At 71.6% G+C, this 25,822-nt stretch carries 23 protein-coding genes and 1 pseudogene; 7 read left to right on the top strand and 17 right to left on the bottom strand.

Translation table 11 applies throughout. The features are described 5' to 3' along the window. Positions 1 to 156 precede the first annotated feature (156 nt). Complete coding sequence (nsdA, locus tag RNL97_RS24470) at positions 157 to 1,632, bottom strand: transcriptional repressor NsdA (protein ID WP_030587806.1); 1,476 nt, start codon at positions 1,630 to 1,632, stop codon at positions 157 to 159. 428 nt (positions 1,633 to 2,060) lie between these two features. Here nsdA and RNL97_RS24465 point away from each other — a divergent pair, with 428 nt between their 5' ends. Then, positions 2,061 to 2,708 (top strand): bifunctional DNA primase/polymerase, encoded by a 648-nt coding sequence (locus tag RNL97_RS24465; protein WP_243315287.1) that lies wholly within the window; start codon positions 2,061 to 2,063, stop codon positions 2,706 to 2,708. Positions 2,709 to 2,788: 80 nt separating this feature from the next. On the opposite strand, the gene ftsY is transcribed toward RNL97_RS24465, so the two are convergent. Continuing rightward, the gene (gene ftsY, locus RNL97_RS24460) at positions 2,789 to 3,991 is read right to left on the bottom strand and encodes a signal recognition particle-docking protein FtsY (protein ID WP_030587800.1); all 1,203 of its coding nucleotides are present in this window, start codon (positions 3,989 to 3,991) and stop codon (positions 2,789 to 2,791) included. 224 nt (positions 3,992 to 4,215) lie between these two features. Between ftsY and RNL97_RS24455 the strand changes: the two are divergent. Continuing rightward, positions 4,216 to 4,461 (top strand): annotated as a pseudogene (locus RNL97_RS24455) (LLM class flavin-dependent oxidoreductase); the annotation flags it as partial. A 101-nt stretch (positions 4,462 to 4,562) separates the two neighbouring features. Here RNL97_RS24455 and RNL97_RS24450 read toward each other — a convergent pair. The 4 genes from RNL97_RS24450 to RNL97_RS24435 all read right to left on the bottom strand — a co-directional run bounded on the left by RNL97_RS24450 (position 4,563) and on the right by RNL97_RS24435 (position 11,515). Continuing rightward, complete coding sequence (locus tag RNL97_RS24450) at positions 4,563 to 5,984, bottom strand: sugar porter family MFS transporter (protein WP_243315286.1); 1,422 nt, start codon at positions 5,982 to 5,984, stop codon at positions 4,563 to 4,565. Between the two features lie 203 nt (positions 5,985 to 6,187). Further along, complete coding sequence (locus RNL97_RS24445) at positions 6,188 to 10,243, bottom strand: AAA family ATPase (protein WP_313751195.1); 4,056 nt, start codon at positions 10,241 to 10,243, stop codon at positions 6,188 to 6,190. Between the two features lie 339 nt (positions 10,244 to 10,582). After that, on the bottom strand, positions 10,583 to 10,795 hold the full coding sequence (locus RNL97_RS24440; RefSeq protein WP_006127885.1) for a hypothetical protein: 213 nt from the start codon (positions 10,793 to 10,795) through the stop codon (positions 10,583 to 10,585). Between the two features lie 438 nt (positions 10,796 to 11,233). Further along, positions 11,234 to 11,515, bottom strand: coding sequence for an acylphosphatase (locus RNL97_RS24435; protein WP_030587789.1), 282 nt, complete (start codon positions 11,513 to 11,515; stop codon positions 11,234 to 11,236). Positions 11,516 to 11,749: 234 nt separating this feature from the next. Between RNL97_RS24435 and RNL97_RS24430 the strand changes: the two genes are divergently transcribed. Both RNL97_RS24430 and RNL97_RS24425 read left to right on the top strand, forming a co-directional pair. Continuing rightward, positions 11,750 to 12,709 (top strand): CAP domain-containing protein, encoded by a 960-nt coding sequence (locus tag RNL97_RS24430; protein WP_243315284.1) that lies wholly within the window; start codon positions 11,750 to 11,752, stop codon positions 12,707 to 12,709. A gap of 74 nt (positions 12,710 to 12,783) precedes the next feature. Next, entirely contained in the window at positions 12,784 to 13,185 is a 402-nt protein-coding gene (locus RNL97_RS24425) for a winged helix-turn-helix transcriptional regulator (RefSeq protein ID WP_030580429.1), read from the top strand. On the opposite strand, the gene mutM is transcribed toward RNL97_RS24425, so the two are convergent. From mutM to RNL97_RS24380, 9 genes are all read right to left on the bottom strand, one after another. Further along, positions 13,158 to 14,018 carry a bifunctional DNA-formamidopyrimidine glycosylase/DNA-(apurinic or apyrimidinic site) lyase gene (gene mutM / locus RNL97_RS24420; RefSeq protein ID WP_030580426.1) on the bottom strand — a complete coding sequence of 287 codons (861 nt, stop codon included), beginning with the start codon at positions 14,016 to 14,018 and terminating at the stop codon, positions 13,158 to 13,160. The two genes, RNL97_RS24425 and mutM, sit on opposite strands and share 28 nt — an antisense overlap. 144 nt (positions 14,019 to 14,162) lie before the next feature. Continuing rightward, positions 14,163 to 14,987, bottom strand: a complete 825-nt coding sequence (gene rnc / locus RNL97_RS24415) for a ribonuclease III (protein ID WP_030580423.1) — start codon at positions 14,985 to 14,987, stop codon at positions 14,163 to 14,165. Between the two features lie 19 nt (positions 14,988 to 15,006). Beyond that, positions 15,007 to 15,180, bottom strand: coding sequence for a 50S ribosomal protein L32 (gene rpmF / locus RNL97_RS24410; RefSeq protein ID WP_003965982.1), 174 nt, complete (start codon positions 15,178 to 15,180; stop codon positions 15,007 to 15,009). 2 nt (positions 15,181 to 15,182) lie between these two features. Further along, on the bottom strand, positions 15,183 to 15,758 hold the full coding sequence (locus tag RNL97_RS24405; protein ID WP_313751194.1) for a YceD family protein: 576 nt from the start codon (positions 15,756 to 15,758) through the stop codon (positions 15,183 to 15,185). Between the two features lie 256 nt (positions 15,759 to 16,014). Next, complete coding sequence (locus RNL97_RS24400; protein ID WP_313751193.1) at positions 16,015 to 17,151, bottom strand: ATP synthase F0 subunit B; 1,137 nt, start codon at positions 17,149 to 17,151, stop codon at positions 16,015 to 16,017. Between the two features lie 116 nt (positions 17,152 to 17,267). Beyond that, positions 17,268 to 17,747, bottom strand: coding sequence for a pantetheine-phosphate adenylyltransferase (gene coaD / locus RNL97_RS24395; RefSeq protein ID WP_007448181.1), 480 nt, complete (start codon positions 17,745 to 17,747; stop codon positions 17,268 to 17,270). A gap of 26 nt (positions 17,748 to 17,773) precedes the next feature. After that, entirely contained in the window at positions 17,774 to 18,358 is a 585-nt protein-coding gene (gene rsmD / locus RNL97_RS24390; protein ID WP_030580412.1) for a 16S rRNA (guanine(966)-N(2))-methyltransferase RsmD, read from the bottom strand. A 140-nt stretch (positions 18,359 to 18,498) separates the two neighbouring features. Continuing rightward, positions 18,499 to 20,721, bottom strand: a complete 2,223-nt coding sequence (gene recG, locus RNL97_RS24385; RefSeq protein ID WP_030580409.1) for an ATP-dependent DNA helicase RecG — start codon at positions 20,719 to 20,721, stop codon at positions 18,499 to 18,501. Positions 20,722 to 20,762: 41 nt separating this feature from the next. Further along, positions 20,763 to 22,493, bottom strand: a complete 1,731-nt coding sequence (locus RNL97_RS24380; RefSeq protein WP_243315280.1) for a DAK2 domain-containing protein — start codon at positions 22,491 to 22,493, stop codon at positions 20,763 to 20,765. Between the two features lie 258 nt (positions 22,494 to 22,751). On the opposite strand from RNL97_RS24380, the gene rpmB reads away from it, so the two are divergent. Next, complete coding sequence (rpmB, locus tag RNL97_RS24375) at positions 22,752 to 22,937, top strand: 50S ribosomal protein L28 (protein WP_006127872.1); 186 nt, start codon at positions 22,752 to 22,754, stop codon at positions 22,935 to 22,937. A 104-nt stretch (positions 22,938 to 23,041) separates the two neighbouring features. On the opposite strand, the gene thiD is transcribed toward rpmB, so the two are convergent. Both thiD and RNL97_RS24365 read right to left on the bottom strand, forming a co-directional pair. Then, positions 23,042 to 23,854, bottom strand: coding sequence for a bifunctional hydroxymethylpyrimidine kinase/phosphomethylpyrimidine kinase (gene thiD / locus RNL97_RS24370; RefSeq protein WP_030580403.1), 813 nt, complete (start codon positions 23,852 to 23,854; stop codon positions 23,042 to 23,044). 17 nt (positions 23,855 to 23,871) lie between these two features. Continuing rightward, positions 23,872 to 24,852, bottom strand: coding sequence for a thiamine-phosphate kinase (locus tag RNL97_RS24365; protein WP_030580400.1), 981 nt, complete (start codon positions 24,850 to 24,852; stop codon positions 23,872 to 23,874). 219 nt (positions 24,853 to 25,071) lie between these two features. Here RNL97_RS24365 and RNL97_RS24360 point away from each other — a divergent pair, with 219 nt between their 5' ends. Both RNL97_RS24360 and RNL97_RS24355 read left to right on the top strand, forming a co-directional pair. Then, positions 25,072 to 25,305 carry an Lrp/AsnC family transcriptional regulator gene (locus RNL97_RS24360; RefSeq protein ID WP_030580397.1) on the top strand — a complete coding sequence of 78 codons (234 nt, stop codon included), beginning with the start codon at positions 25,072 to 25,074 and terminating at the stop codon, positions 25,303 to 25,305. A 20-nt stretch (positions 25,306 to 25,325) separates the two neighbouring features. After that, complete coding sequence (locus RNL97_RS24355; protein ID WP_313751192.1) at positions 25,326 to 25,814, top strand: DUF3515 domain-containing protein; 489 nt, start codon at positions 25,326 to 25,328, stop codon at positions 25,812 to 25,814. The last annotated feature ends 8 nt before the right edge of the window (positions 25,815 to 25,822 follow it).

Raw genomic sequence — 25,822 nt, 5'->3', positions numbered from 1 at the left:
CGCACGCCGCATACGGTGCGGTTGAAACGCCTACGGGGCAGTCCTTCGGGCCGGAAAGCACGAAACCGGCCACGGCGACCCTCCGTGTGACCAGGCGATGGGGGAGCCGGGTCGGGGTGTACGGAAGGGGCGCCGCGGCCGGGGCCGGGGTGCCGGTCAGACCGCTTCGGCGGTCTCCGGCAGCTGTTCGTGGAGCAGTTCGGTGAGCCGGGCGACGTCGGCGACATCACCGAAGTCCCTGGCAGCGGTGTCGACGGTCTTGCGCAGGCGGGTGTTCACCCGCTCGGAGCGGACCTTCTTGGCGATCTTCAGGGCCTGCCCGGCGAGCACGGTGGACTGCTCCGGCTCGCGCTGGAGGAGATGGACGGTGGCCATGCCGATGAGGTTGAGCGCGTAGGACCGCTGATGCTCGTCGTCCTCGCCGAACAGTTCGACGGCCTTCTCCATGACGGGCTCGGCGAGCGAGGCGTAGGTGGGGCTGCGGCCGGCGACATAGGCCAGGTCGCGGTAGGAGTGGGCGTTCTCGCCGTTCAGCTCGGCCTCGGAGAAGAAGCGGATCCAGTCGGGCTCGGGCTCGCCGTCGAGACCGGCGTCCAGGAAGGTGTCCTCGGCCATCCGGACGGCCCGCTTGCACTTGCTGGGCTGGCCCATGTTGGCGTAGGCGCGGGCCTCCATCGCATACAGCATGGCCTGAGTTCGGGAGGTGGCGCAGTCGCGGCTGCCGTACTGCGCGAGGTGGATCAGCTCCAGGGCGTCGTCGGGGCGGCCCAGGTGGATCATCTGGCGGCTCATGCTGGAGAGGATGTAGCTGCCGAGGGGTTTGTCCCCGGCCTCCTTGGCGGCGTGCAGGGCGAGGACGAAGTACTTCTGGGCGGTGGGCTGGAGGCCGACGTCGTAGCTCATCCAGCCCGCCAGCTCGGCCAGTTCGGCGGCGCAGCGGAAGAGCCGCTGGGCGGTGGGGCCCGGCTGGGGTTCCTGGAGCAGGTCGGTGACCTCGTGCAGCTGTCCGACGACGGCCTTGCGGCGCAGTCCGCCGCCGCACTGGGCATCCCACTGCCGGAACATCGCGGTGGTCGACTCCAGCAGGTCCAGCTCGGGCCGGGAGAGCCGGGAGGGGCGGTGGTCGGCATCCGGAGCCTCCGGTTCGCCGGCCCCCTGCCCGGGAACGGGCACCAGCCAGCGCTGCATCGGCTCGATGAGCGCGGGCCCCGCGGCCAGCGCCAGCGAGCTGCCGAGGAAGCCGCGCCGGGCGAGCATCAGGTCGCTGCGGGAGAACTCGCTGAGCAGGGCGACGGTCTGCGGGCCGGCCCAGGGGAGGTCCACCCCGGCCACGGAGGGCGACTGGTGGGCGGTGCGCAGCCCGAGCTGCTCGACGGCGACGACGGCGCCGAAGCGCTCCGAGAACAGCTCGGAGAGGATGCGTGGGATCGGCTCCCGCGGCTGCTCACCGTCGAGCCAGCGCCGCACCCGGGAGGTGTCGGTGCTGATGTGGGAGGCACCCATCTGCCGTGCCCGTCGGTTGACCTGGCGCGCCAGCTCGCCCTTGGACCAGCCACTGCGCACGAACCACGAGCCCAACTGCTCGTTGGGACGCTTTCCGGCATCCGTGTCGCCTGCGCCGCTGCCACTCACTGGAACGCCCCCATCCCGCTGAAACCTCATCGCGCGAACCATTATCAGAATGCCGTGCATCGGTGCTGTCCGTACGGGAGTTGGATGCCCTCGAACAGGAAATCGGGTTGCCTGCGGCATACCCGTGGGTGCACATACTCCCAGAGTCCGCGTACCGACGGTAATCCTACGATCACCCCTCTCGCGAGGGGAATTGAGGAAACGCCACCATTCGCCACCCCTTCGAATGAACCCGACTGCCCCTGGGCGCGCTTGACTTGAGGGATCAGAACCGAGGGCGAGCGCACCGAAGCACTCGGGGGCGCGTGCTCCGTGTCGCACTCCCTTTCGCACCACCGCGCACGCCACTCGATCGAGTAGCAGCGACGGAGGGTTACCCGAGCGACGCGGGTCGTAACCACCGGCGAGCCGTACCCGTTGGAGGGGGCATGGGCTTCACGATCGGCGGCATCCGGGAGATGCGATCCGGTGCGCGGCGACGCCACCGCGGCACCGAGGGCACGGCGGTGGCCGAGTACACAGGACTGTGGGGCTGGGCGGTGGCGCCCGGAGCACGGGCCGAGGGCGGCTCCTGCTCGTGCGGAGATCCGGTGTGCCCCTCCCCCGGAGCCCACCCGCTGGGCTTCGCCGGGGAGGTCCCGGCGGGCACCGGCCTGGACCGCGCGGCGGACGCCTGGGCCCGGACCCCGGGCGCCGCGATGCTGCTGCCGGTGGGGCGATCCTTCGACGTCCTGGACGTCGCGGAGCAGGCCGGGCGGCGGGCGCTGGTGCGGATGGAGCGGATGGGGTTGCCGCTGGGCCCGGTCACGGTGACGCCGACCGGGCGGGCGCAGTTCTTCGTCGCCCCCGGGGCCGCCGCCGAGCTGCCCGAGCTGCTCTACCGGATGGGCTGGGACGACACCGGCCTGGATCTGCGCGCCCTGGGCCCGGGGACGCACATCACCGCCCCGCCGTCCGACCTCGGCGGCCTCGGCCCGGTCCGCTGGCTGCGGCCCCCGGTGCTGGACACGGCGGCCGCTCCCCCGCAGGCGCGGCTGCTGCTGGGCACCCTGGCGTACGTCTGCCACCGCTCGTAGGAAGCCCTGGAAACGGCGGACGGGCGGCGGGCTCCTCGCCGGAGCCGCCGCCCGTCCGCCGTACCGGATCGCGGGGTGGGTCAGTCGCCGATCAGGGCGTCCACGAAGGCGCCCGGCTCGAACGGGGCGAGGTCGTCCGGACCCTCGCCGAGGCCGATCAGCTTCACCGGTACGCCCAGCTCGCGCTGGACCGCGATGACGATGCCGCCCTTGGCGGTGCCGTCGAGCTTGGTCAGGACGATGCCGGTGATGTCCACGACCTCCGCGAACACCCGGGCCTGGACGAGACCGTTCTGCCCGGTGGTGGCGTCGAGGACGAGCAGCACCTCGTCCAGCGGGCCGTGCTTCTCCACGACGCGCTTGACCTTGCCCAGCTCGTCCATGAGCCCGGTCTTGGTGTGCAGCCGGCCCGCGGTGTCGATGAGGACGACGTCCGCGCCCTCGGCGATGCCTTCCTTGACCGCGTCGTAGGCGATCGACGCCGGGTCGCCTCCCTCGGGACCCCGGACCGTACGGGCTCCGACGCGCTCGCCCCAGGTCTGGAGCTGGTCGGCGGCGGCGGCGCGGAAGGTGTCGGCCGCGCCGAGCACCACGCTGCGGCCGTCGGCGACGAGCACCCGGGCCAGCTTGCCGGTGGTGGTGGTCTTGCCGGTGCCGTTGACGCCGACGACCATGACGACGCCGGGGGTCTCCGCGCCGCCCTCGGTCTTGACCTCGCGGTCGAAGTCCGGGCCGAGCAGGGTGATCAGCTCCTCGCGGAGCAGGGTGCGCAGCTCTTCCGGGGTGCGGGTGCCGAGCACACGGACGCGCTCGCGGAGCCGCTCGACCAGTTCCTGGGTGGGGGCGACGCCGACGTCGGCGGTGAGGAGGGTGTCCTCGATCTCCTCCCAGGTGTCCTCGTCGAGGTTGTCCCGGGAGAGCAGGGTGAGAAGCCCCTTGCCGAGCGAGTTCTGCGAGCGGGCGAGGCGGGCCCGCAGGCGGACGAGCCGGCCGGCGGTGGGCTCGGGGACCTCCAGCGCGGGGGCCTCGGCGACCGGGACCTCCTCCACGGGCGCGGTGGCGTCCGGGAGGGCGACTTCGTCGATGGTGCGCCGCGCTTCGTCGCGCGGCGTCTCGGCCTCCTCGCCGACCTGCGGTTCGGCGGGAGGGGTGATGGTCGGCGTGCTCGGCGGCGGGGGCGGCAGCTTCTTCTTCTTGCGGCTGCCGACCACGAGCCCGCCGACCAGGCCGACAGCGACCAGGGCGATGACTACAGCGAGGATGACGATTTCGACGAGTTCCATAACCCGTCCAGTATCGGCCACGGCCGTCCCGCGAGCGGCGCCCCGGCAGGCCCCCGGCGATCCGCCTGCCCCCCTATACACCTTTTGGCCGCAATGCAGAGGCGGACCCCTACATTTCTGACGCTCCGTCAGGTACGGTGCGGCCGCCCGCCCGCCACTACAGCCGCCCGTCTGCCCGCTCCGGCGAAGGGACCCTCGATGGCCTTCACAGTGGTCCGGTTCAATCGGGGGTCGGCTCCCGCCCGGAGGAGTACGAGCGGGCCGGGGCCGAGTGGGGCCGGCGCGGCAGGCTCCAGGACGAGCTGCTGGAGACGCTGCTGGCGGCGTGGAGCGGGGAGCCGTTCCCGTACCGGGGCCGTACGGTACGCGTCACCCTTCGCCCGTACACGCGACCGCACCCGGTGCTGCTGGTCGGCGGCAGCTCGCGGGCGGCGGCGCGGCGGGCGGCCCGGCTGGGGCTGCCGCTGTGGGTGGCGGAGTCTGCGGCTGTTCTGCGGGGCGATCGCCCGAAAACGGCACCGCCCCGGCTCGGGTGAGCCGGGGCGGTGCCGCGAGGAGGAGGCAGCGGGGATCAGCCCATCTCCTCAAGCGTTTTGCCCTTGGTCTCCTTCACGAACTTGAGCACGAAGGGGATCGAGAGCACGGCGAAGCAGGCGTAGATGATGTACGTCCCCGAGAGGTTCCAGTCGGCCAGGCTCGGGAAGCTGGCGGTGATCGCCCAGTTGGCCATCCACTGCGCGAAGACGGCGACACCGAGGGCGGCGGCGCGCAGGCGGTTCGGGAACATCTCGCCCAGGAAGACCCAGACGACCACACCCCACGACAGGGCGAAGAAGAGCACGAAGACGTGGGCGGCGACCAGCGCCGTGGCGCCCTGGGCGGTGGGGAGCTTGCCGTCGACCAGGTCGGCGGAGAAGGCCCAGGCCTCGACGGCGAGCGCGACCGCCATACCGATGGAGCCGACGAGGGCGAGCGGCCTGCGGCCCACCCGGTCGACCAGCACCATCGCGATCACCGTGCCGATGATGTTGATGATCGAGGTGGTGAACGAGTAGAAGAACGAGTCGGTCGGGTCGATGCCGACGGACTGCCACAGCGTCGCCGAGTAGTAGAACGCCACGTTGATGCCGACGAGCTGCTGGAACATCGAGAGGCCGATGCCGACCCAGACGATCGGCAGGAAGAAGAAGCGGTTGCCGAGCAGGTCCTTGAAGGAGGACTTGTGCTCGCGGTGCATGGCCGTCTCGATCTCGGTCACGCGCGCGTCGAGATCGATCTTGTCGCCCTCGACCTCTTCGAGGATCTTGCGGGCCTCGGCCTTCTTGCCGACCGAGATGAGGAAGCGCGGGGACTCGGGGATGGCGAAGGAGAGAAGCCCGTACAGGATGGCCGGGACGACCATCACGCCGAGCATCCACTGCCACGCCTCCAGGCCCAGGATCTCGCCGCGCTGGTCGCCGTCGGCGATCTGCAGGACGGCGTAGTTGACCAGCTGGGAGATGGCGATGCCGACGACGATGGCGGCCTGCTGGAAGGAGCCGAGCCGGCCGCGGTAGGCGGGCGGGGAGACCTCGGCGATGTAGGCCGGGCCGATCACGGAGGCCATGCCGATGGCGAAGCCGCCGATGATGCGCCACATCGCCAGGTCCCAGAGCGCGAACGGCAGTGCGGAGCCGATCGCGCTGGCGGTGAAGAGCACCGAGGCGATCTGCATGCAGCGGATGCGGCCGATCCGGTCCGCGATCCGGCCCGCGGTGGCGGCGCCGATCGCACAGCCGATCAGCGCGATGGCGATGACCTGGGCGAGCGTTCCGGAACCGATGTCGTACCGGTCGCGGATCGCCTCGACGGCGCCGTTGATGACGGAGCTGTCGTACCCGAAGAGGAAGCCGCCCATCGCCGCGGCCGCGGTGATGAAGATGACATGGCCGAGGTGGTCGGGGTGGGCCGCCCTCGCCCCGGACTCGGGTCCGTTCGCTGTGCTGCTGGTCACGTGAACTCCTGATGCCTGGCCGGGGGCAGACGTGGGTGTGAGCCTTCCCAGTGGCGCACAACATCCGTCCCGCCACCACTTGAAGACCAAATCAACTTCGCAGAGGGTATGCGTTCAAGAAGCGAAGTCAAACAGCGGGTCTGATGCCGTGTACCCCGGGGTGCACAAAAGGTGCGTTGAACCTCTGACAATTCGGTGAAGAGTCAGCGCAGCCGCTGGCTGATGACCTTCGACACCCCGTCGCCCTGCATGGACACGCCGTACAGCGCGTCGGCGACCTCCATCGTCCGCTTCTGGTGGGTGATCACAATCAGCTGCGAGCTCTCCTGGAGCTCCTCCATGATCCGGATCAGCCGCTGCAGATTGGTGTCGTCGAGCGCGGCCTCGACCTCGTCCATCACGTAGAACGGACTGGGCCGGGCCTTGAAGATGGAGACCAGCAACGCCACCGCCGTCAGGGACCGCTCGCCGCCCGACAGCAGGGAGAGCCGCTTCACCTTCTTGCCCGGCGGACGGGCCTCGACGTCCACGCCGGTGGTGAGCATGTTGTCCGGGTCGGTGAGGACGAGCCGGCCCTCGCCGCCGGGAAAGAGACGTGAGAAGACACCCTCGAACTGCCGGGCGGTGTCGTGGTAGGCCTCGGTGAATACCTGCTCGACCCGCTCGTCGACCTCCTTGATCACCTGGAGCAGATCAGCCCGGGTCTTCTTCAGGTCTTCAAGCTGCTCGGACAGGAACTTGTGCCGTTCCTCCAGCGCCGAGAACTCCTCCAGCGCGAGCGGATTCACCTTCCCGAGTTGCTGGTACGCCCGTTCGGCCGACCGCAGCCGCTTCTCCTGCTCGGGCCGCCGGTACGGCTTCGGCTGGTTGCGCGGGTGCTCCGGGTCCTCCGGCAGCTCCTCGCCCTCGGCTGCGGGCGACGGCGGTACGAGCTGGTCGGGCCCGTACTCGGAGACCAGCCCCGCGGGCTCCACGCCCAGCTCCTCCAAGGCCTTCGTCTCCAGCTGCTCGATCCGCAGCCGCTTCTCGGCCCCCAGCACCTCGCCCCGGTGGACCGAGTCGGTGAGCTTGTCCAGCTCGCCCTTCAGCTCCCGGCCCCGGTCGCGCTCGACGGCCAGCTCGCGCTCGCGTTCACCCTTCGCCGCCTCGGCCGATGTCCGCTCCTCGTCGGCCCGTACGAGGGAGACCTCGACGTGCGCCAGCAGCTGACGGGCGCCCGAGGCGACGGCGGAGGCGACCTCGGCCTCGTACCGCAGCCGGGCGCGGCGCTGTTCGGCGCGGGCGCGGGCCTCACGTTCGGTCCGGGCGGCCCGGTCCAGCGAATCGGCCCGCCCGGCCAGCGCCTTGACCCGCTCCTCATGCGTACGGGCCTGGAGCCGGGCCTCCATCTCGGTCTGGCGGGCGTTGGCACCGTCGGCCGCGAGCCGGTCCCGCACGGAGGTGTCGGGCTCCTCCTCGGCCGGCGTCTCCTCGGCGACGAGCAGCCGCTCGGCCAGCTCCTCGGCCTCCTCGGTCGCGCGTTCCAGGGCCTCCTGGGCGCGGGCGGCGGAGGCGGTCATGCGCTCGGCCTCGCCCGCCGCGCTCCGGGCCGTCCCGGCGAGCCGCCCGAGCTGCTGGGCGAAGCCGGACTTCTCCCGCTCGGCCGCCCGTCGGCGCTCCCCCAGCTCCTCGACGAGCGCGGCCTGCTCCGTGCGCCGCTCCCCCGCCAGGCGCTGGGCCTCGGCCAGTTCCTCGCACCGTACGGCCAGTTCGGCCAGTTCGGCGGCGGCCTCGTCGACGGATGCCCGCACCTCCAGCAGACTGGGCGCCCCGGCCGACCCGCCGTGCGCGAAGTGGGCGGAGAGCACGTCCCCTTCCCCGGTCACCGCGGTCAGCCCGGGCTGCGCGGCGACCAGCGCCTCGGCGTCCTCCAGCGTCGCGACGACCACCATGCCCGCGACGAGACGCCGGACGGCCCCGACGAGCGCGGCGGGCCCGCGCACGAGATCGGCGACGGCGGGCGCGGTGGTCGTGGCCGCCTCCGCGTGGCCGTCGCGGAGAACGGCGCTGGAGGGGCCGACGAGGGCGGAGGCGGGCGCGGTTCCACCGGTCCCTGCCGGGGCGAGGCCCGAGGCCGCGCCGGGGCCGACGACGGCCGCGGGCTCACCGGGAACCCCGCCCTGGCCGGGCAGTACAGCGGGTGCGGCGCGCGGGGCCTCACCCCGCACGGGCGCCTGCTCGCCGGACTGACCCGTTACGGGGGCCTGCTCGCCGGATGGTCCGGGTACGGGCGCCTGCCCGCCGGGCCGCTCGGGCGTGGGCACCTGCTCACCGGCCCGCCCCGCCCCAGGCCCCTGGCCACCCGGCTCTTGCCACACGGCCGCCGACTCACGGGGCTGACCCGGCGCGGGGGCCGACTCGCCGGCCTGCCCCGGTACGGGAACCGGCTCACCGGCCTCGCCCCGCACCGTCGCCTGCTCACCCGCCTGCCCCGGTACGTGATGCCGCCGGGCCTCTGTGACAGCCGGGGCCCCCGTGGCGTCGGCCGGGGCCGGCGCCGGCTCCCCGCCCAGCAGCATCGCCGCGCGCCCCGCGTCCCTCTCGCGCAGGAGCCGGATCGCGGCGGCCGCCGTGGCCGGGTCCGTGACGGCCACCGCGTCCGCCGCCGTGCCCAGGGCGGCCGCGACCGGGACCTCGTACCCGGGTTCGACGGTCAGCAGTTCGGCGGCGGGGCCGAGGAGTCCGGCCAGCCGGTCGCGGGCGCCGAGCAGCGCGCCCGTGCCGTCCTTGCGGCGGAGTCCCAGGGCCAGCGCCTCGTGCCGGGCCGCGACCGCCGCCCGTCTGCGCTCGGCGGCGGTGGCTTCGTCGCGGGCCGTGCTGTGGGCGGTCTGGGCCCCGGCCAGGGCCCGCTTGGCCTCCTCGTGGCGGGCGGTCAACTCCTCGTCGACGCCGTCCAGCCCTTCGACCTCGGCCTTGAGCTGCTCGTACTCCTCCTGGGCGGCGACCGCGCGCTCCTGGGCCTCGTCGCGGGAGGCTGCCAGCCGGTCGATCTCGGCCTGGGCCGAACCAGCCCGGCTGCGGGCCGCGTTGACCTGGCCGTTCAGCCGGGCGAGCCCTTCGCGCCGGTCGGCGATGGCGCGGGCCGCGTCCTTGAGCCGGCGCTCCTCGGCGGCCAGCTCGCGTTCCAGGTCGGCGCGGTGGGCGACGGTGTCCTCCAGCGCGTGTTCGGCCGCCTCCAGGGCCGCCGTCAGCTCCGCCTCCTGCTCGCGGATCCGGGCCGCCTCGCGCTCCAGGTCCTCGGGCTCGCGGCCGCGACGCTCCTCAGCCGGCGCCTCGGAGGCGCTGCGGACCCGGGCATCGGCCAGCGAGATCGTGCCGCGGACCCGCTCGGCGAGCTGCGAGAGCCCGTACCAGCTCTGCTGCGCGCGCTGGAGCCTGGGCGCGAGCCGGCGCACCTCACCCTCCAGTTCGGCCTCGCGGGCGAGCGCCGTCCTCAGCTCGGCCTCGGCCGCGTCCTTGCGCTTCTTCAGCTCCGCCTCGTCGGCGATCTCGTCGCGCAGCGCGTCCCGCAGGGTCACCAGGTCGTCGGCGAGGAGCCGGAGCCGGGCGTCGCGCAGGTCGGCCTGGATGACGGCGGCCCGGCGGGCGACGGCGGCCTGGCGGCCGAGCGGCTTGAGCTGGCGGCGCAGTTCGTCGGTGAGGTCCTGGACCCGCGCCAGGTTGGCACCCATCGCGTCGAGCTTCCGCAGCGCCTTCTCTTTCCGCTTGCGGTGCTTGAGCACGCCCGCCGCCTCCTCGATGAAGGCGCGGCGGCCCATCGGGTCGGCGTGCAGGACGGAGTCCAACTGGCCCTGCCCGACGATGACGTGCATCTCGCGGCCGATACCGGAGTCGGAGAGGAGTTCCTGGATGTCGAGCAGCCGGCAGGTGTCGCCGTTGATCTGGTATTCGCTGCCGCCATTGCGGAACATGATCCGAGTGATCGTCACTTCGGCGTACTCGATGGGCAATGCGCCGTCGGAATTGTCGATGGTCAGCGATACTTCGGCGCGGCCGAGCGGCGGCCGCCCGGTCGTCCCGGCGAAGATCACGTCTTCCATCTTGCCGCCGCGCAGGGATTTGGCCCCTTGTTCCCCCATGACCCAGGAGAGCGCGTCCACCACATTGGATTTCCCGGATCCATTGGGTCCGACGACGCAGGTGATCCCCGGTTCGAACCGCAGGGTGGTGGCGGACGCGAACGATTTGAAACCACGCAGGGTCAGGGCCTTGAGGTGCACGCCGCCGGACTCTACCTTTCGCTCTCGGTTTCGCTGATGAAGGTGCAGGGCACATCAGACGGTAAGCGAAGGCGGGTAGGTCCGGGGCGGGAGGGCGGGCAAAGAAAAAGGGACGCCGAAGCGTCCCTGTGAATCTTGTCGGCGTCGCTGTACAGCCTGCGTCGCCGTTCATGCAGCTGTGGCCCGCGCGAGGCATCGTCGTACGACCGGACATCAGCATTCCCGGCGCTGCGGGAACCCCGGTGCTCGGGGACGGCGATCCGTGACGCAGGACGGATCAGAGAGATTCCGAGGCTACTGAGCGTGCCCGGCCCGACCGGCCCGGAGGGGCCGTGACGGTCAGGTCAGTGCAGGCTCGCCCTGGGGTACGTCGATGTCGATGCTGTCGAGCAGCGACTCCTGGTGCTGGGCGGCGGCGTTGAGCGCGTCGTTCTCGTCCTGGATCCGGGTGAGCTCGGATTCCAGGTCCTGGACGCGCTGCTGAAGCCGTCGCATCTCGGCGAGGAGTCGCGGGTCGGAACCGCCGACGTAACCGAGAAGCGCCTTTGCCATGATGGATGGTCCTCCACAATGAGTGACCGACCGATGCGGTGTGGGTCGTCAGGGGATGGCACCCGCGGTGCTCGGCAGGGCTCTGTCACCACTGCGGTTCTGCTGCTAATCAGCTCTACCGAACAGCTAAGGTGCGCGGGGTTTTCAGCGTCTCACCAAAAAGTTTGACGGTCAACACGATCACACCCTGTGTACCCGGGTGTCCCGGGGGCGCGCGGCTGAACGATCATGCGGCGCGACTCTCCTGCGGGACCCCGAGGGGTGCGCGGATCTTCGTCAATGCCGCAGCCTTGCACGACATTCCGCTTCTGGCAACCATCGGTCGCTGCCAGGTCCCGTCGCAGGTCATTTCGGGTGCGGGGACCGAGCGAGCGTTCCGGTGACCGTTCGGCGCCCGGTGTTCACGGAGCGGATCGGAAGCGGCCGCTCCCGGCGGGATCAGCGGATCGCGAATCCGTCGTATCCACCGCGCGGCGTGTCCCAGATCTCAGTGACTCCGTCCACGCGCCCGGGTGTGTCGTCGGACCGCAGCCACTCCAGCAGACGGTGGCAATTCTCACGCCGGCCCTCGGCCACGATCTGCACCCTGCCGTCGTCCAGATTGAGGGCGAACCCGATGAGGCCGCCGATCTCCAAAGCGTTTGCCCTGGTGAACCAGCGGAAGCCTACTTGCTGTACTCGGCCGCGTACCCAGACGACGAGGCGTGCTTCTTCGTTCATGCCCGAACGCTAACCGGCCAATTGCGCAAGAAGCACGCCGCCCCCTTTCGCCCATGGGCTACAGTCCCGTCGCAACAGCCTCACTCGATCGGGTGAGTATCGGACGAGTGTCGACGGAAAGTCGATCAAAGGGCATTCCCGCGTGCGACCGAATTCGATCATCGGGGCGGTTCAGCAACGGGGCAGTCGCGTGACGTCGTAGGCGACGTCCGGAGTATCAGGAAGGCACAGCGCATGGGACGCCACCGACGATCCGCCGCAGGCCCCGCCGCTGAACAGCCTGCGGCCGGGGCCGCTTCCCGGCGCCGGGGCACGCGCCGGAAGAAGTCCGCCGTGCCGATCCGGACCGGGCTCCTCGGCGTCTCGGCGGCCGTGGCCGTCGGCGCGGTCGCCGTCGCCTCGGGTCTGATCCCGGGCGACGAGACGTACACCACCGGCTCCCCCACCGCCTCCGACCAGGTGCGCACCGGCGGCGCTCCCGATCTGCTGACGCAGGGCGGCAGCTCCACCGCGCCGGCCGACCGGTCCTCCTCCCCCGCCGGCCGGGGCGGCGAGCGTCCCGGAGCGTCGAGCGGGTCGCCGTCGAAGACGCCTTCCGGGACCCCGTCCAAGACGCCTTCCGCCTCGCCCTCGAAGACGCCGTCGAAGTCGGCCGCGCCCTCCACGTCGAAGAAGCCGGCCGCCGTCCCGTCGAAGAAGCCGAAGGCCCCCACCTCGGCCCCGAAGAAGAGCTCCGCCCCGGCGAGCAAGGCTCCGACGCCGCCGAAGACCTCCGCCGCCCCGCCGCCCGGCAAGAAGCCGAGCCCCTCCCCGACCGACGCCTCCGCACGCAGCGAGGTGCTGGCCCTGGTGAACCAGGAGCGCGCGAAGGCCGGCTGCTCCCCGCTGTCCACCAGCGCCCCGCTGACCTCGCTGGCCCAGAACTTCAGCGAGGACATGGCGGCCCGCGGTTTCTTCGACCACACGGACCCGGACGGCGACAGCCCCTGGGACCGCGCCGCGCAGGCGGGCGTCCAGGGACTGGCGGCGGAGAACATCGCTCGCGGCCAGGCGGATGCCCAGGCCGTGATGGAGGGCTGGATGAACAGCGAAGGCCACCGGGCGAACATTCTCAACTGCGACTACAAGACCATCGGTATCGGTGTCCACGAGGGCTCCGGCGGACCGTGGTGGGTCCAGAACTTCGGCTTCTGACCGACTCCTCGGGTCTCCTTGCTCCCGTACAGCGCTCCCTCGGGGTGAGCGCTGTACGGGAGTAAGCTTTTGGTATGGCCAGCGATACGGGTACGGACAACTTCGACAGCCTCGCGTTCGACGTCTTCTCGCGTGCGTGCCCCTCGCGCTCGACGCTGGAGCACGTCACCGGGCGCTGGGGCGGTCTGACGATCGGCGCGCTGTACGAGGAGAGCCTCCGGTTCAACGAGCTGCGCCGCCGGGTCGACGGGGTCAGCGAGAAGATGCTCTCCCAGACCCTGCACGCCCTGGAGCGGGACGGGCTCGTCCTGCGGGAGGCCCAGCCGGTGAACCCGCCCCGGGTGGACTACGAGCTCACCCCGTTCGGCCGCGAGGTCGCGGAGAAGCTGCTCGGCCTCATCCACTGCGTCGAGGGGCGGATGGGCGAGGTCCTGGCCTCCCGGGCGCGTTACGACGAGGCGCGCGGCGGCCGCTGACAGCGCGGGCAGTAGTAGCTGGAGCGGTTCATCCAGGCGCGGCGGCGCATCGGCGTGCCGCACCGGTTGCAGGGCTCGCCCTCCCGGCCGTACGCGTCGAGCGACCGGTCGAAGTAGCCGGACTCGCCGTTCACGTTGACGTACAGGCTGTCGAAGCTGGTGCCGCCCTGGGCGAGGGCGGCGTTCATGACGTCGCGGGCGTGGCCGAGCAGTTCGGCGGACTTGGGGCGGGTCAGGGTCGCGGTCGGCCGGTCGTAGTGCAGCCTGGCCCGCCAGAGCGCCTCGTCGGCGTAGATGTTGCCGACGCCGCTGATCAGCGACTGGTCGAGCAGGGCGCGCTTGACGGTGGTGCGGCGCAGACGCAGCGCGGTGTGGAACGCGGCGTCGTCGAAGAGCGGGTCGAGCGGGTCACGGGCGATGTGCGCGATGGTGTCGGGCAGTCCGTCGGGGGTGTTGCCGTGCAGCGAGAGCCCGCCGAAGGTGCGCTGGTCGACGAAGCGCAGTTCGGTGCCGAGCGCGTCGTCGAACCGCATCCGGATCCGCAGGTGCTTCTCGTCGGGCGCGTCCGCGGGCTGCACCAGGAGCTGTCCGCTCATCCCGAGGTGGCCGAGCAGCGAGGCGGATGCCTCCTCGATCGGCACCCAGAGGTACTTGCCGCGCCGCATCGCCGCCCCGAAGCGGGCCCCGCGGAGCCGGGCGGCGAAGTCGACGCCGCCCGCGAGGTGCCGACGGACCGAGCGCGGGTGCAGGACCTCGACCTCGGTGACGGTGCGGCCGCTGACCCAGCGCTCAAGTCCCCTGCGGACGACTTCGACCTCGGGCAGCTCGGGCACGGTGCACCACTCCAGACACATCGACGGTAGTACGGGGGGGACGGGGCGGGTGGAGGCGCGGAGACTCCGGGAAGCGCGCGAACCGCACCCTGGACAGGGAAAACCCCCCGGTGCGCAGGGGCACCGAGGGGTTCTCGTACAGCTTCAGGCCGGAGCGGCGTCCGTGCTCGGCGACGGGTCGGCAGGGGTGTCGGCGGCCCCTCCGTCGGCCGCGGACTTCTCCGCGGCCTGCCGTGCCTCTGCGGCGGCGCTGATCTCGCGCCAGGCGGACTCGGCCGCCTGCTGCTCCGCTTCCTTCTTGCTACGGCCGGTGCCGGTGCCGTACGAGACACCACCGACGCGGGCGGCAGCAGTGAAGGTCTTCTCGTGATCCGGGCCGGTCTCCGTGACGAGGTACTCGGGGACTCCGAGGCTCTCGCTCGCGGTGAGTTCCTGGAGGCTGGTCTTCCAGTCCAGGCCGGCGCCGAGGTTCGAGGACCTGTCGATCAGCGGGTCGAAGAGCCGGTGGACCAGCTCCGAGGCCGCGCTGAGGCCCTGGTCGAGATAGACCGCGCCGATCACTGCTTCCAGTGTGTCGGCGAGGATGGAAGCCTTGTCCCGGCCCCCCGTGCCCTCTTCACCGCGGCCGAGCCGGATGAAGGAGCCGAGTTCGAGGCCGCGGCCCACTTCCGCCAGCGCACGCGAGTTGACCACCGCGGCCCGCAACTTGGCCAGCTGGCCTTCGGGCAGGTCGGGGTGGGTGCGGTACAGCGTGTCCGTGACCACCAGTCCGAGCACCGAATCCCCGAGGAATTCGAGCCGCTCGTTGGTGGGCAGACCGCCGTTCTCGTATGCGTAGGAGCGGTGGGTCAGCGCACGCACCAGAAGGGCGGACTCGAGGTGATACCCGAGCCGCCCTTCCAGAAGCGTGTGGGACGAGGCTGTGTTGACGTTGTCTGCCTGCTTCTTGGCGCTGGACAACTCAGACATCGGGCCTCTCACCAGCCGCTCAGACCTCGAGGACCTGGCGCTTGTTGTAGGTGCCGCAGCTCGGGCACGCAATGTGCTGGAGCTTGGGCTCCTGGCAACGCTCGCACGAAACCAGGGTGGGGACCGCAGCCTTCCACTGCGACCGGCGGTGGCGCGTGTTGCTGCGCGACATCTTCCGCTTCGGAACAGCCACGGCTACTTCTCCTGCTTCTCGTCGACGCCCGGTTCGGCGCCGCCCATGTTGTCCTTCTCGCCGTCCTGAACGGTCTCGGCGAGTCCTTGCAGTGCCGCCCAACGGATGTCGACGGCGTCGTGGTGGTGGCCCGGATTCTCGTCCAGCCTGATTCCGCATTCGGAACACAGACCGGCGCAGTCCTCCGCGCACACCGGCTGCATGGGCAGTGCGAGCACTACCGCGTCACGCAGCATGGGTTCGAGGTCGAACAAGCCGTCCTCGAGAAAGAACCTGTCCTCGTCGTCCTCGGCGTCGTCGGCCGGTTCCGCCGCACTGCTGCGGCCCCGGTCATCGGCGTCAGGGTACGAGAACATTTCCTGGAAGTCCGCGTCGACCTCTACGGTCAGCGGCTCCAGACACCTTACGCACTCCCCCTCGGCGGTCGCACGGGCGGTGCCTGTGACAAGCACCCCTTCCATGACCGATTCGAGGCGGAGGTCCAGCTCCACGGGTGCGCCTTCCGGCACGCCGATGACGCCGTCGATGCCCAGGACCGGTGAACCGGGTGCTTTCACCGAGCGGGACAGCCGCTTCATGGCACCGGGACGCCGACCCAGCTCGTGCGTATCGAACACGAGAGGGTTGCGGTGGTCGAGGTGGCCGTTCAGGGCTTTTCCTGCTTTCGAATCATGGGTGTCGTACTGCGAAGGAGGGGGTCGTCTCCCGGTCCGGGACGAACCGTCCGGATTCGTGGACGAAAACGGGCAGCAGTGATCGCGGACCTATGTGCGACCGAGGATTCAGGATACTGGACGGACCGCTCAGCACCCAATCGGGGCAACCCCGCCGGGGTCAGCGACCCTGTTCGTACCGGCGCAGCTGCTCCAGGTCGATCATGCTGGTGTCGAAGAGGCTGGTCTCGTCCAGCGCGCCGCCGCCGTGCTGGTCGGGCGTCTGCCCCTGTCCCTGCCCGTGCTGCTGGGGCTGCTGGGACTGCTGGGACTGCTGCTGCCACCCGTAGTCGGGCCGGCCGGTGGGCTGGGGCGGGTAGCCGTTGGGGTCGTAGCCCCCCTGCTGCTGGTACGCCGCGTACGGGTCGGGCTGCTGGTAGCCGTAGGCGTCCTGGACGCCCTGCTGGAGCGGCTGCTCCTGGTAGCCGTACGCCGCCTGCGCGTAGCTCGGCTCGGTCGGCGGCTGCACCGGGTAGGCGGGCTGCTGGGGCGCCTGCTGCGGTGCCTGCTGGGGTTCGGGGGCGACCAGTTCGGCGAGACCGGCCAGATAGTCGGCGTCGCTGGTGTGGCCCTGGCCGCCCGCGGCGTCCTGGGCGGCGATGTGCGCGCCGAGGTCGTCGGTGGCGACCCGGCCGTGCAGCTTCTGCCGGCCTCGGCCGACCGCCTCCAGGGTCTTGGCGAGCACGGCCTCGAAGGCGCCGAACTTGGCGTCCACGTACGCGTCGGCCCGCTGCTTCAGCGTCTCCGGGTCGGCGCTGCGCTCGGGAGCCTCGGTGAAGTCGGGGTCCTCGTAGCCCTGCTCGTCCAGGCCCTGGCCGCGGCCGAGGAGCTTCTCACGGCCGCGGTCCACGGAGCCGATGGTCTTGGTGAGGACGACCTCGAAGTTGGCGAGCTTGCTGTCGACGTAGTCGTCGGCCTCGGCCCGGACCTCCTCGGCCTCGCGGCGGGCCTCGGACAGGATCCGGTCGGCCTCGCTCTGCGACTGCCGGGCGATCTCGGTCTCGGAGATCAGCGAGGCGCGCTGGGCGTGGGCCGACTCGATGATCCGCTCGGCCTCCTGGCGGGCCTGCTCGGCGATCTGCTCCTGGCCGCCGATCAGCTCCTGGGCCTGGGCGAGGGAGCCGGGCAGTGCCTGGCGCACCTCTTCGAGCATGGCGAGGAGTTCGGCGCGGTTGACCACGCACGAGGCCGACATGGGCATGGATCGGGCGCTCCCGACCGCTTCGACGATCTCGTCGAGCTTCTTCTGCACGTCCACCGTGTGCTCGCCACTCTCTGCTGCTCTGTTGAAGCTGCTGCTCCGTTGGAGACGGACGGGACGACTGTAAGGCCAGTCGGCCGCCGCCCGACACCGGGTGACGGCCCGTCAGTGGCTCAGCGTTCGCCGAGCCGCTTCACGAGCGCCTCGTGGACGGTCGGCGGCAGCAGGTGGGAGACATCGCCGCCCCAGGTCGCCACCTCCTTGACCAGCGAGGACGACAGGAAGCTGTACGTCGGGTTGGTCGGCACGAAGAGCGTCTCGACGCCGGAGAGGCCGTTGTTCATCTGGGCCATCTGCAGCTCGTAGTCGAAGTCGCTGACGGCCCGCAGGCCCTTCACGATCGCCGGGATCTCCCGCTGCTTGCAGAAGTCGACCAGCAGGCCGTGGAAGGACTCCACCTCGACGTTGCCGAAGTCGGCGGTGACCTCGCGGATCAGCTCGATCCGCTCGTCCACGGTGAACAGCCCCTTCTTGGACTGGTTGATCATCACCGCCACGTGCACCACGTCGTACAGCTTCGAGGCTCGGCCAATGATGTCGAGATGTCCGTTGGTGATGGGGTCGAACGACCCCGGACAGACGGCGCGGCGCACTGTGGTTCCCTCGCTCTCCGGTCCGGTCATCGTGCGTCTTCGCACGTAGCGGCGGCGCGACCGTACCAAAGCGTTCCCTCGCCGTAGCGACGGGACCGCAGTGGCTCGAATCCGGCGGGCCAGCCGAATTCTCCGCCCCGGGTGCTGCGTTCCACGGTGACGAGCGCATCGCCGGCGAGCCACCCCTGAGCACGGAGTGTGAGCAGGATCTCGCGGAGATCGTCGTCGGTGACGGCGTACGGCGGATCGAGGAAGACGATGTCGTACGGGTCGGCTGGCGCCGGTCCTGTCACGATCTGTTCGGCTCTGCCGGTACGCACGTCGGCGCCCGGGAGGCCCAGGGTGCGGACGTTGTCGCGGACGGTGCGGACGGCTTTCGGGTCGGCCTCCACGAGCAGGGCGTGGACCGCGCCACGGGAGAGCGCTTCGAGGCCGACGGCGCCGGAGCCGGCGTAAAGATCGGCGACCCGGGTCCCCTCCAGGGTGCCGAGGAGCGCCTGCCAGGTGGAGAAGAGGCCCTCGCGCGCACGGTCGGAGGTGGGGCGGGTGCCGGTGCCGGGCGGGACGGCCAGGCGGCGTCCGCCGGCCGAGCCGGCGATCACGCGGGTCATGGGTGTCGGGTCCTCGGGGTCGGGGGTGTCCATCGGGGGCGCGCGTACGGGCGCGGGCCGTGCGTCCACGATATGGCGTACGGCCCGCACCAGCAGGACGGCCCCGGGGCTCATGCGCCGAGCAGGACGGCCCCGGGGGTTCACCCCTTGTCGAGATACTCCTCGCGGTCCTTGTCCAGGAGGGCGGCCAGCACCGTGCGCAGCTCCGGCAGGTGCTCCAGCTCCGGGTCGGCGGCGACGATCGCCACGGCCTCCTCGCGGGCGGCGGCGATGACCTCCTCGTCGTCGATGACGGTGAGCATCCGCAGCGAGGAGCGCACCCCGGACTGGGCCTGGCCCAGCACATCGCCCTCGCGGCGCTGCTCCAGGTCGATCCGGGAGAGCTCGAAGCCGTCGAGCGTGGCGGCGACGGCGGAGAGGCGGGCGCGCGCGGGGCTCGCCTCGTGGGCCTCGCTGACCAGCAGGCAGAGCCCGGGGGCGGAGCCCCGGCCGACGCGGCCGCGCAGCTGGTGGAGCTGGGAGACGCCGAAGCGGTCGGCGTCCATGATCACCATGGCGGTGGCGTTGGGGACGTTGACCCCGACCTCGATGACGGTGGTGGCGACCAGGACGTCGACGTCCCCGGCGGCGAACCGGCGCATGACGTCGTCCTTCTCGTCGGGGTGCATACGGCCGTGCAGCACCTCGACGGCCAGCCCGGCGAGGGCCCCCTTGCGCAGCTCGTCGGCGATCTCCAGGACGGCGAGCGGCGGGCGCTTGTCGCCCTCCTCCTCGGGAGCCGCCTTCTTGGCCTTCGCCTTCTTGCCGCCCTTCCCCTCGGCCTCGTCCGTGTCGTCGCCGATGCGGGGGCAGACCACATACGCCTGGTGGCCGTTCTCGACCTCCTCGCGGACGCGTTCCCAGGCACGGGCGAGAAAGTGGGGCTTGTCCTTGGCGGGGACGACATGGCTGGCGATCGGGGAGCGTCCGGCCGGGAGCTGGTCCAGGACGGAGGTCTCCAGGTCGCCGAAGACCGTCATCGCGACCGTACGGGGAATGGGGGTGGCGGTCATGACGAGCAGATGGGGCGGTTGCTTCCCCTTCGAGCGCAGGGCGTCGCGCTGTTCCACGCCGAAGCGGTGCTGTTCGTCCACGACGACCAGGCCCAGGTCGTGGAACTGGACCTTGTCCTCGATGAGGGCGTGGGTGCCGATGACGATCCCGGCCTCCCCGGTGACCAGGTCGAGCAGGGCCTGACGCCGGGCCGCCGTGCCCATGGAGCCGGTGAGCAGCACGACCTTCGTCCCCCGGTCCGAGCCGCCCAGCATGCCGCCCTCGGCCAGCTCGCCCATCATCTCGGTGATCGAGCGGTGGTGCTGCTGGGCGAGGACCTCGGTGGGGGCGAGCATCGCGGCCTGGCCGCCCGCGTCGACCACGGCGAGCATGGCGCGCAGGGCCACCATGGTCTTCCCGGAGCCGACCTCGCCCTGGAGGAGGCGGTGCATCGGGTGCTCGGTGGCGAGGTCGTCGAAGATCTCCTTGCTGACCTTCCGCTGGCCCTCGGTGAGGGTGAAGGGCAGCTTGGCGTCGAACGCGTCCAGCAGGCCGTCCGCGACGGGGCGGCGGGCGGCGGCGGGCAGCTGGGTGTCGGCGTACCGGCGGCGGGCCAGGGCGACCTGGAGGACGAACGCCTCGTCCCATTTGAGCCGGGCCTTGGCGTCCTCGATGTCCGCCTTGGTCTGCGGGCGGTGCACCTTGAGCAGGGCCTCGGGCAGCGGGGTGAAGCCGCGCCCCTCGCGCAGGGCGGCCGGCAGCGGGTCCACCGCGTCCTGGGCGCTGGGCAGCACGGCGTCGACGGCCTTGGCGATCCGCCAGGAGTCGAGCTGTTTGCAGGCGGGGTAGATCGGCAGCAGCCGCCCGGCGAAGGCGTCCACGGCCTCGGTGGCCTCGTCGGCGTCGGAGGCGTCGAGGAGTTGGTACGTGGGGTGGGCCAGCTGCATCTTGCGGTTGAAGAGGGAGACCTTGCCCGCGAACATCGCCTGGCGGCCCGGCAGCAGCTCCTTGTGCGGCTTGTGGACGCCGTGGCCGAAGAAGACCAGCTGGAGGCGGCCGCTGCCGTCGGTGAGGGTGACCTCCAGGCGTTTGCCCCGGCCGTTGTTGAACATCAGGATCCGGGCGTCGGCGACCTGGGCGACGACCGTGACGTGCTCGTCCAGCGGGAGGTCGGCCAGCGCGGTCAGCTTGCCGCGCTCCTCGTACCGCCGCGGGTAGTGGTGGAGCAGATCACCGACCGTGTGCAGGTCGAGGTGTTCGGCCATCACCTTCGCGGTGGCTCCGCCGAGCAGCTTCTTGAGAGGTTCATCGAACGAGGACACGCGATCCATTGCACACCACGGCACTGACAGCTGTCCGCCGGGCGCGGCGGCTACTCGACGCCGATGAGCAGCGGCGCGCGCTGGTGGCCGCCCCGGTAGACCACCGTGTCCACGGCGAGGTGGCCCTCCCGTACGTGCTCCTCCAGCGCCTCGGCCAGCGAGTCGGGAACGTCCTCGCCGAGGACGAGGGTGACCAGTTCGCCGCCCGCCGCCAGCATCCGGTCGAGCACGGTGCGGGCGGTGCCCGGGACGTCGGCGCCGATCACGGCCACGTCGCCGTCGATCAGGCCGAGGATGTCGCCGGCCTGGCAGATGCCCGCCATGGTCCACGACTGGCGCTCGGCGACGGCCAGTTCGGCGTAGCGGGTGGCCCCGGCGGCGGCGGTCATGGCGACCACGTCCTCGTCGAAGCCCCGGTCGGGCTCGTGGACGGCGAGCGCGGCGATGCCCTGGACGGCGGCGCGGGTGGGGACGAGGGCGACCCGGACCCCCTCGGTCCTGGCCTGTTCGGCGGCGGCGGCCGCGGTGTGGCGCAGGGCCGCGTCGTTGGGCAGCAGGACCACCTCGCGGGCGTGGGCGCGGCGGATCGCGTCCACCAGTTCGCCGCTGGCGGGGGGTTCGCCGGGGCGGGCGATCACGGTGGTGGCGCCGGCCTCGGTGCAGAGCCCGGCCAGGCCGTCGCCGGGGACCACCACGACGACGGCGCGCTGGGCGGGTTCGGCCTGGACGCGGACGTCGTGGCCGCTCTCGGTGGCGAAGTGGGTGATCCGGATCCGGTACGGCCGCCCGGCCTCGACGCCCGCCTCCACGGCCGCCCCGGCGTCGTCGACATGGACGTGGACGTGCCAGAGCCCGTCACCGCCGACCACGACCAGGGAGTCGCCGAGAGCGTCGAGCCGGGTGCGCAGCCGGGCCACCTGCTCGTCGCGGGCCTCCAGGAGGTAGATCACCTCGAACGCCGGCCCCGCGCCCCCGTCCTCGGGGCAGTCGAGCGGCCCCTGACCCGGAGCGCCCACCGGAAGGTCTCCCTCCGTGACGCCCTCCACCGGTGTGCCGCCCACCGGCAGACCCAGCACGGACCCCCCGTCCACGGTCACGGGGGCCTTCGCGGCGTTCCCGGAGGCGGTACGGGGTCCCCGTGCGGGGGCCTGCCCGGTCACCGTCTCCACCAGCGCGCCCAGCACCGCCACCAGGCCCCGGCCCCCGGCGTCGACCACGCCGGCCCGGCCGAGGACGGCGAGCTGCTCGGGGGTGCGCGCGAGGGCGGCGCGCGCCCCCTCGTAGGCGGCGGTGACGACGGTGCGCAGGTCGGGGTCCTCGCCCCGGGCGGCCTGGGCGGCCTCGGCGGCGACGGTGAGCACGGTGCCCTCGACGGGGTGGGCGACGGCCTGCCGGGCCGCGTCGGCGGCGCTCGTGAGGGCGAGGCGCAGATGGGCGGCGTCGCCGCCGTCGGCCAGTACCCCGGCCATGCCGCGCAGCAGCTGGGCCAGGATCGTGCCGGAGTTCCCGCGGGCGCCGATCAGGGCGCCGTGCGCCATGGCGCGTACGGCGTCGGCGGTGGCGGGTGCGGTGGTGCCGGTCTCATGGGCGGCGAACACGGCTTCGACGGCCGCGGCCGCGGACTCAAGGGTCAGATAGAGGTTGGTGCCGGTGTCCCCGTCGGCGATGGGATAGACGTTGATCGCGTCGATCTCCGCGCGCTCCCGGCCCAGCGCCTCCAGGGCCAGTGAGCACCACCTGCGTACCGCGACGGCGTCCAGGTCGTCGGGGAGCTGCGGCACCGATGGTCCTCCTTGAAGCGGCCGTGGCAACGGGCTGCACCGCAGGTTAGCCCGCCTGCCGGGGTCCCGGCAGGGACAGGGGGGCGGGAGGGCGGGCGGGCGAGCCGTGGTAGTTTCGTATCTCCGAAGCAGGCGTTGTATGCTGCTCCGGTTGCCCGATGAGAGTCGGGCCATTCCTCCGGTACCGCCACTTCAGTCGAACTGATTCCGGCGCGCCGGAATTCACTGTAAGTGCATCTGAAGTCTTTGGAGTGACCCGTGGCTGCCAACTGCGACGTTTGCGGCAAGGGGCCGAGCTTCGGCAACAGCGTTTCGTTCTCGCACCGCCGTACGTCTCGTCGCTGGAATCCCAACATCCAGCGCGTGCGTGCCGTGGTCGGTCGGACGCCGAAGCGGCTCAACGTCTGCACCTCGTGCATCAAGGCCGGCAAGGTCGCGCGCTGACGTCCCCGTCGTAGCGCAGCCCTCCGGTTGCCCAAAAAGCCGGTCCACCTCGGTGGACCGGCTTTTTGCTGTGCTCAGGAGCCGGTGTGCCCGGAAGCCGGTCGTCAGGCGGCCGGGCGGCGGGTCAGCCAGCCGTGGTCGACCGGGCCGATGCCGCCGCCGAGCGGGAAGCCGGCCTCGATCGCGCCGGTGACGTACGTCTTCGCGCCCCGGACCGCCGTGGGTACGTCCATCCCGAGCGCGAGCCCGGAGGCGATGGCGGAGGCCAGCGTGCATCCGGTGCCGTGGGTGTGGCGGTTGTCGTGCCGGGGGGCGCGCAGCCAGTGTTCCGCGCTCCCGTCGGTGAGCAGGTCCGCGGCCTCTCCGGGCAGATGGCCGCCCTTGATGACGACCCAGCGCGGTCCGAAGCCGAGGATCTCCTCGGCGGCCCGGCGCATCCCGCTCTCGTCGCTGACCCGGACGCCGGTGAGCTGGGCCACTTCGTCGAGGTTCGGGGTGGCGACGGTGGCGGTGGGGAGCAGCCTGGTCCGTACGGAGTCGAGGGCCTCGGCGGCGAGCAGCGCGTCCCCGTGCTTGGAGACGCCGACCGGGTCGACGACGACGGGGGCGTCGGTTCCGGCGAGGAGTTCGGCGACGGTCTCCACGACGGCGGCGGAGGCGAGCATGCCGGTCTTCACGGCCTGGACGCCGATGTCGTCGACGACGCTGCGGTACTGGGCGCGTACGGCCTCCACCGGAAGCTCCCACGCGCCCTGGACGCCGAGGGAGTTCTGTGCGGTGACGGCGGTGAGCACGCTCATGCCGTGCACACCGAGGGCGAGCATCGTCTTCAGATCGGCCTGGATCCCCGCACCGCCGCCGGAGTCGGATCCGGCGACGGTGAGCACACGGGGCGGTACAGCGGAACGTATGGGCATACGCAGCAATCTAACGGTCACCGGGGCGGGTGGGCGTCCTCGATCGAGCCGAAGTGGTCCCAGCCGCCCTTGCTGGTCCAGGGGGCGCCGTCGACGGTGACCTGGGGCAGGGCGGAGGGGTTGAGGACCTCGCCGATCACCTTCCAGCGAGCGGGGAGCTTCACGTCGGGCGGGAAGGTCGCCACGATCGCGTGGTCCTCTCCCCCGGTCAGCACCCACTGGAGCGGGTCGACGCCGACGGCCTGGCCGATGTCGGACATCTGCGAGGGGATGTCGATGAGCCCGGAGCGCAGATCGATACGGCACTTGCTGGCCTCCGCGATGTGTCCGAGGTCGGCGACGAGGCCGTCGCTGACGTCGGTCATGGCGGTGGCGCCGAGCCCGGCGGCAGCGGGGCCCGCGTGGTACGGCGGTTCGGGGCGGCGGTGGGCCTCGACGAAGGCGCGGGGCGAGCGGAAGCCGCGGGAGAGCACCGCGTAACCGGCCGCCGACCAGCCGAGCCAGCCGGTGACCGCGACGACGTCGCCGGGACGGGCGCCGCCCCGGGTGACCGGTTCGTGGTTGCGCAGGTCGCCGAGGGCGGTGATGGAGACGGTGATCGTGTCGCCGCCCACCACATCGCCGCCGACCACGGCCGCGCCCGCCACCTGGCATTCGTCGCGGAGCCCGTCCATCAGCTCGGCGGCCCAGGTGACGGGGAGGTCGGCGGGGACGACGAGGCCGAGGAGCAGCGCGGTGGGCACGGCGCCCATCGCCGCGATGTCGGCGAGGTTCTGGGCGGCTGCCTTGCGACCGACGTCGTACGCCGTCGACCAGTCACGGCGGAAGTGCCGCCCTTCCAGCAGGATGTCCGTACTGGCCACGACCCTGCGGTCGGGGGCGGCCACGACCGCGGCGTCGTCGCCGGGGCCCAGCCGTACCGCCGGAGTGGTGGTGAGCCGGGACGTGAGCTCTCTGATGAGCCCGAACTCCCCCAACTCGCCCACGGTTCCCTTCACCGAGTCTCACCTCTCCTTTATCGCCCCGGACACCCGTCCGGGCCCCCGGTCGCGAGCCGTCTGTGCTGTCGGTACCGTCAAGAGATACGTCAACTTCTGCGCCCTGTACGCCACGCTGTGGACGTCATCCGGCCCGTAGGTCTCCCCGCGGCCCACGGCAACGCGATAACGTGGCGTCCCTTTCCCCCACATGATCCTCGTGGCCGCCCTGGAGGTTCCGTGGTACAGGCGTACATCCTCATCCAGACCGAGGTGGGCAAGGCGTCGATCGTCGCCGAGACCATCTCCAAGATTCCGGGAGTCATCCAGGCAGAGGACGTCACCGGTCCGTACGACGTGATCGTGCGGGCCCAGGCAGACACGGTCGACGAACTCGGCCGCATCGTGGTCGCCAAGGTGCAGCAGGTGGACGGCATCACACGGACTCTGACCTGCCCGGTCGTCCACCTCTGACCCCCGTCTAGGCTGGGCCGGTGACGTCATCCGCCCGCCGTTCCCCCCGCTCGATATTCCTCGGTCCGTCCGCTGCCGTGCTCGTGCTGGCCGCGGCGGGCTGTTCCCTGAGCGACGTCCAGCCCTCGGTCCCGGTTCCCACACCGTCCGCGGAGGCCGCCGCGTACTGCGAGGCCCTCCACGAGGAACTGCCCGGGACCGTCCTCGGACTGGAACGCAGTGACCCGTCCCCCGATTCGGAGCTGACCGCCGGGTGGGGGGACGGGGCGATCGTACTGCGCTGCGGGGTCCCCCGGCCCGCGAAGATGGACGACCCCCAGTCGGAGGGCGTCGAGGCGGACGGGGTGCAGTGGCTGCTGGAGGAGCCCGAGGGCTCCGGTCCGCGGTTCACCACCACGTACCGCAAGGCGTACGTCGAGGTCACGCTGGATTCGACGTACGCCCACGACATCACGCCGCTGGCCTCGTTCGCCGGCCCGGTCGCGGAGACGGTCCCGAGCCGGTTCTGAGTTCCCCC

Source organism: Streptomyces parvus (assembly GCF_032121415.1).
Taxonomy (GTDB): domain Bacteria; phylum Actinomycetota; class Actinomycetes; order Streptomycetales; family Streptomycetaceae; genus Streptomyces; species Streptomyces globisporus_A.
Note: the sequence above shows the minus strand (reverse complement) of the source record. Positions and strands in the feature narration are given on the sequence as shown.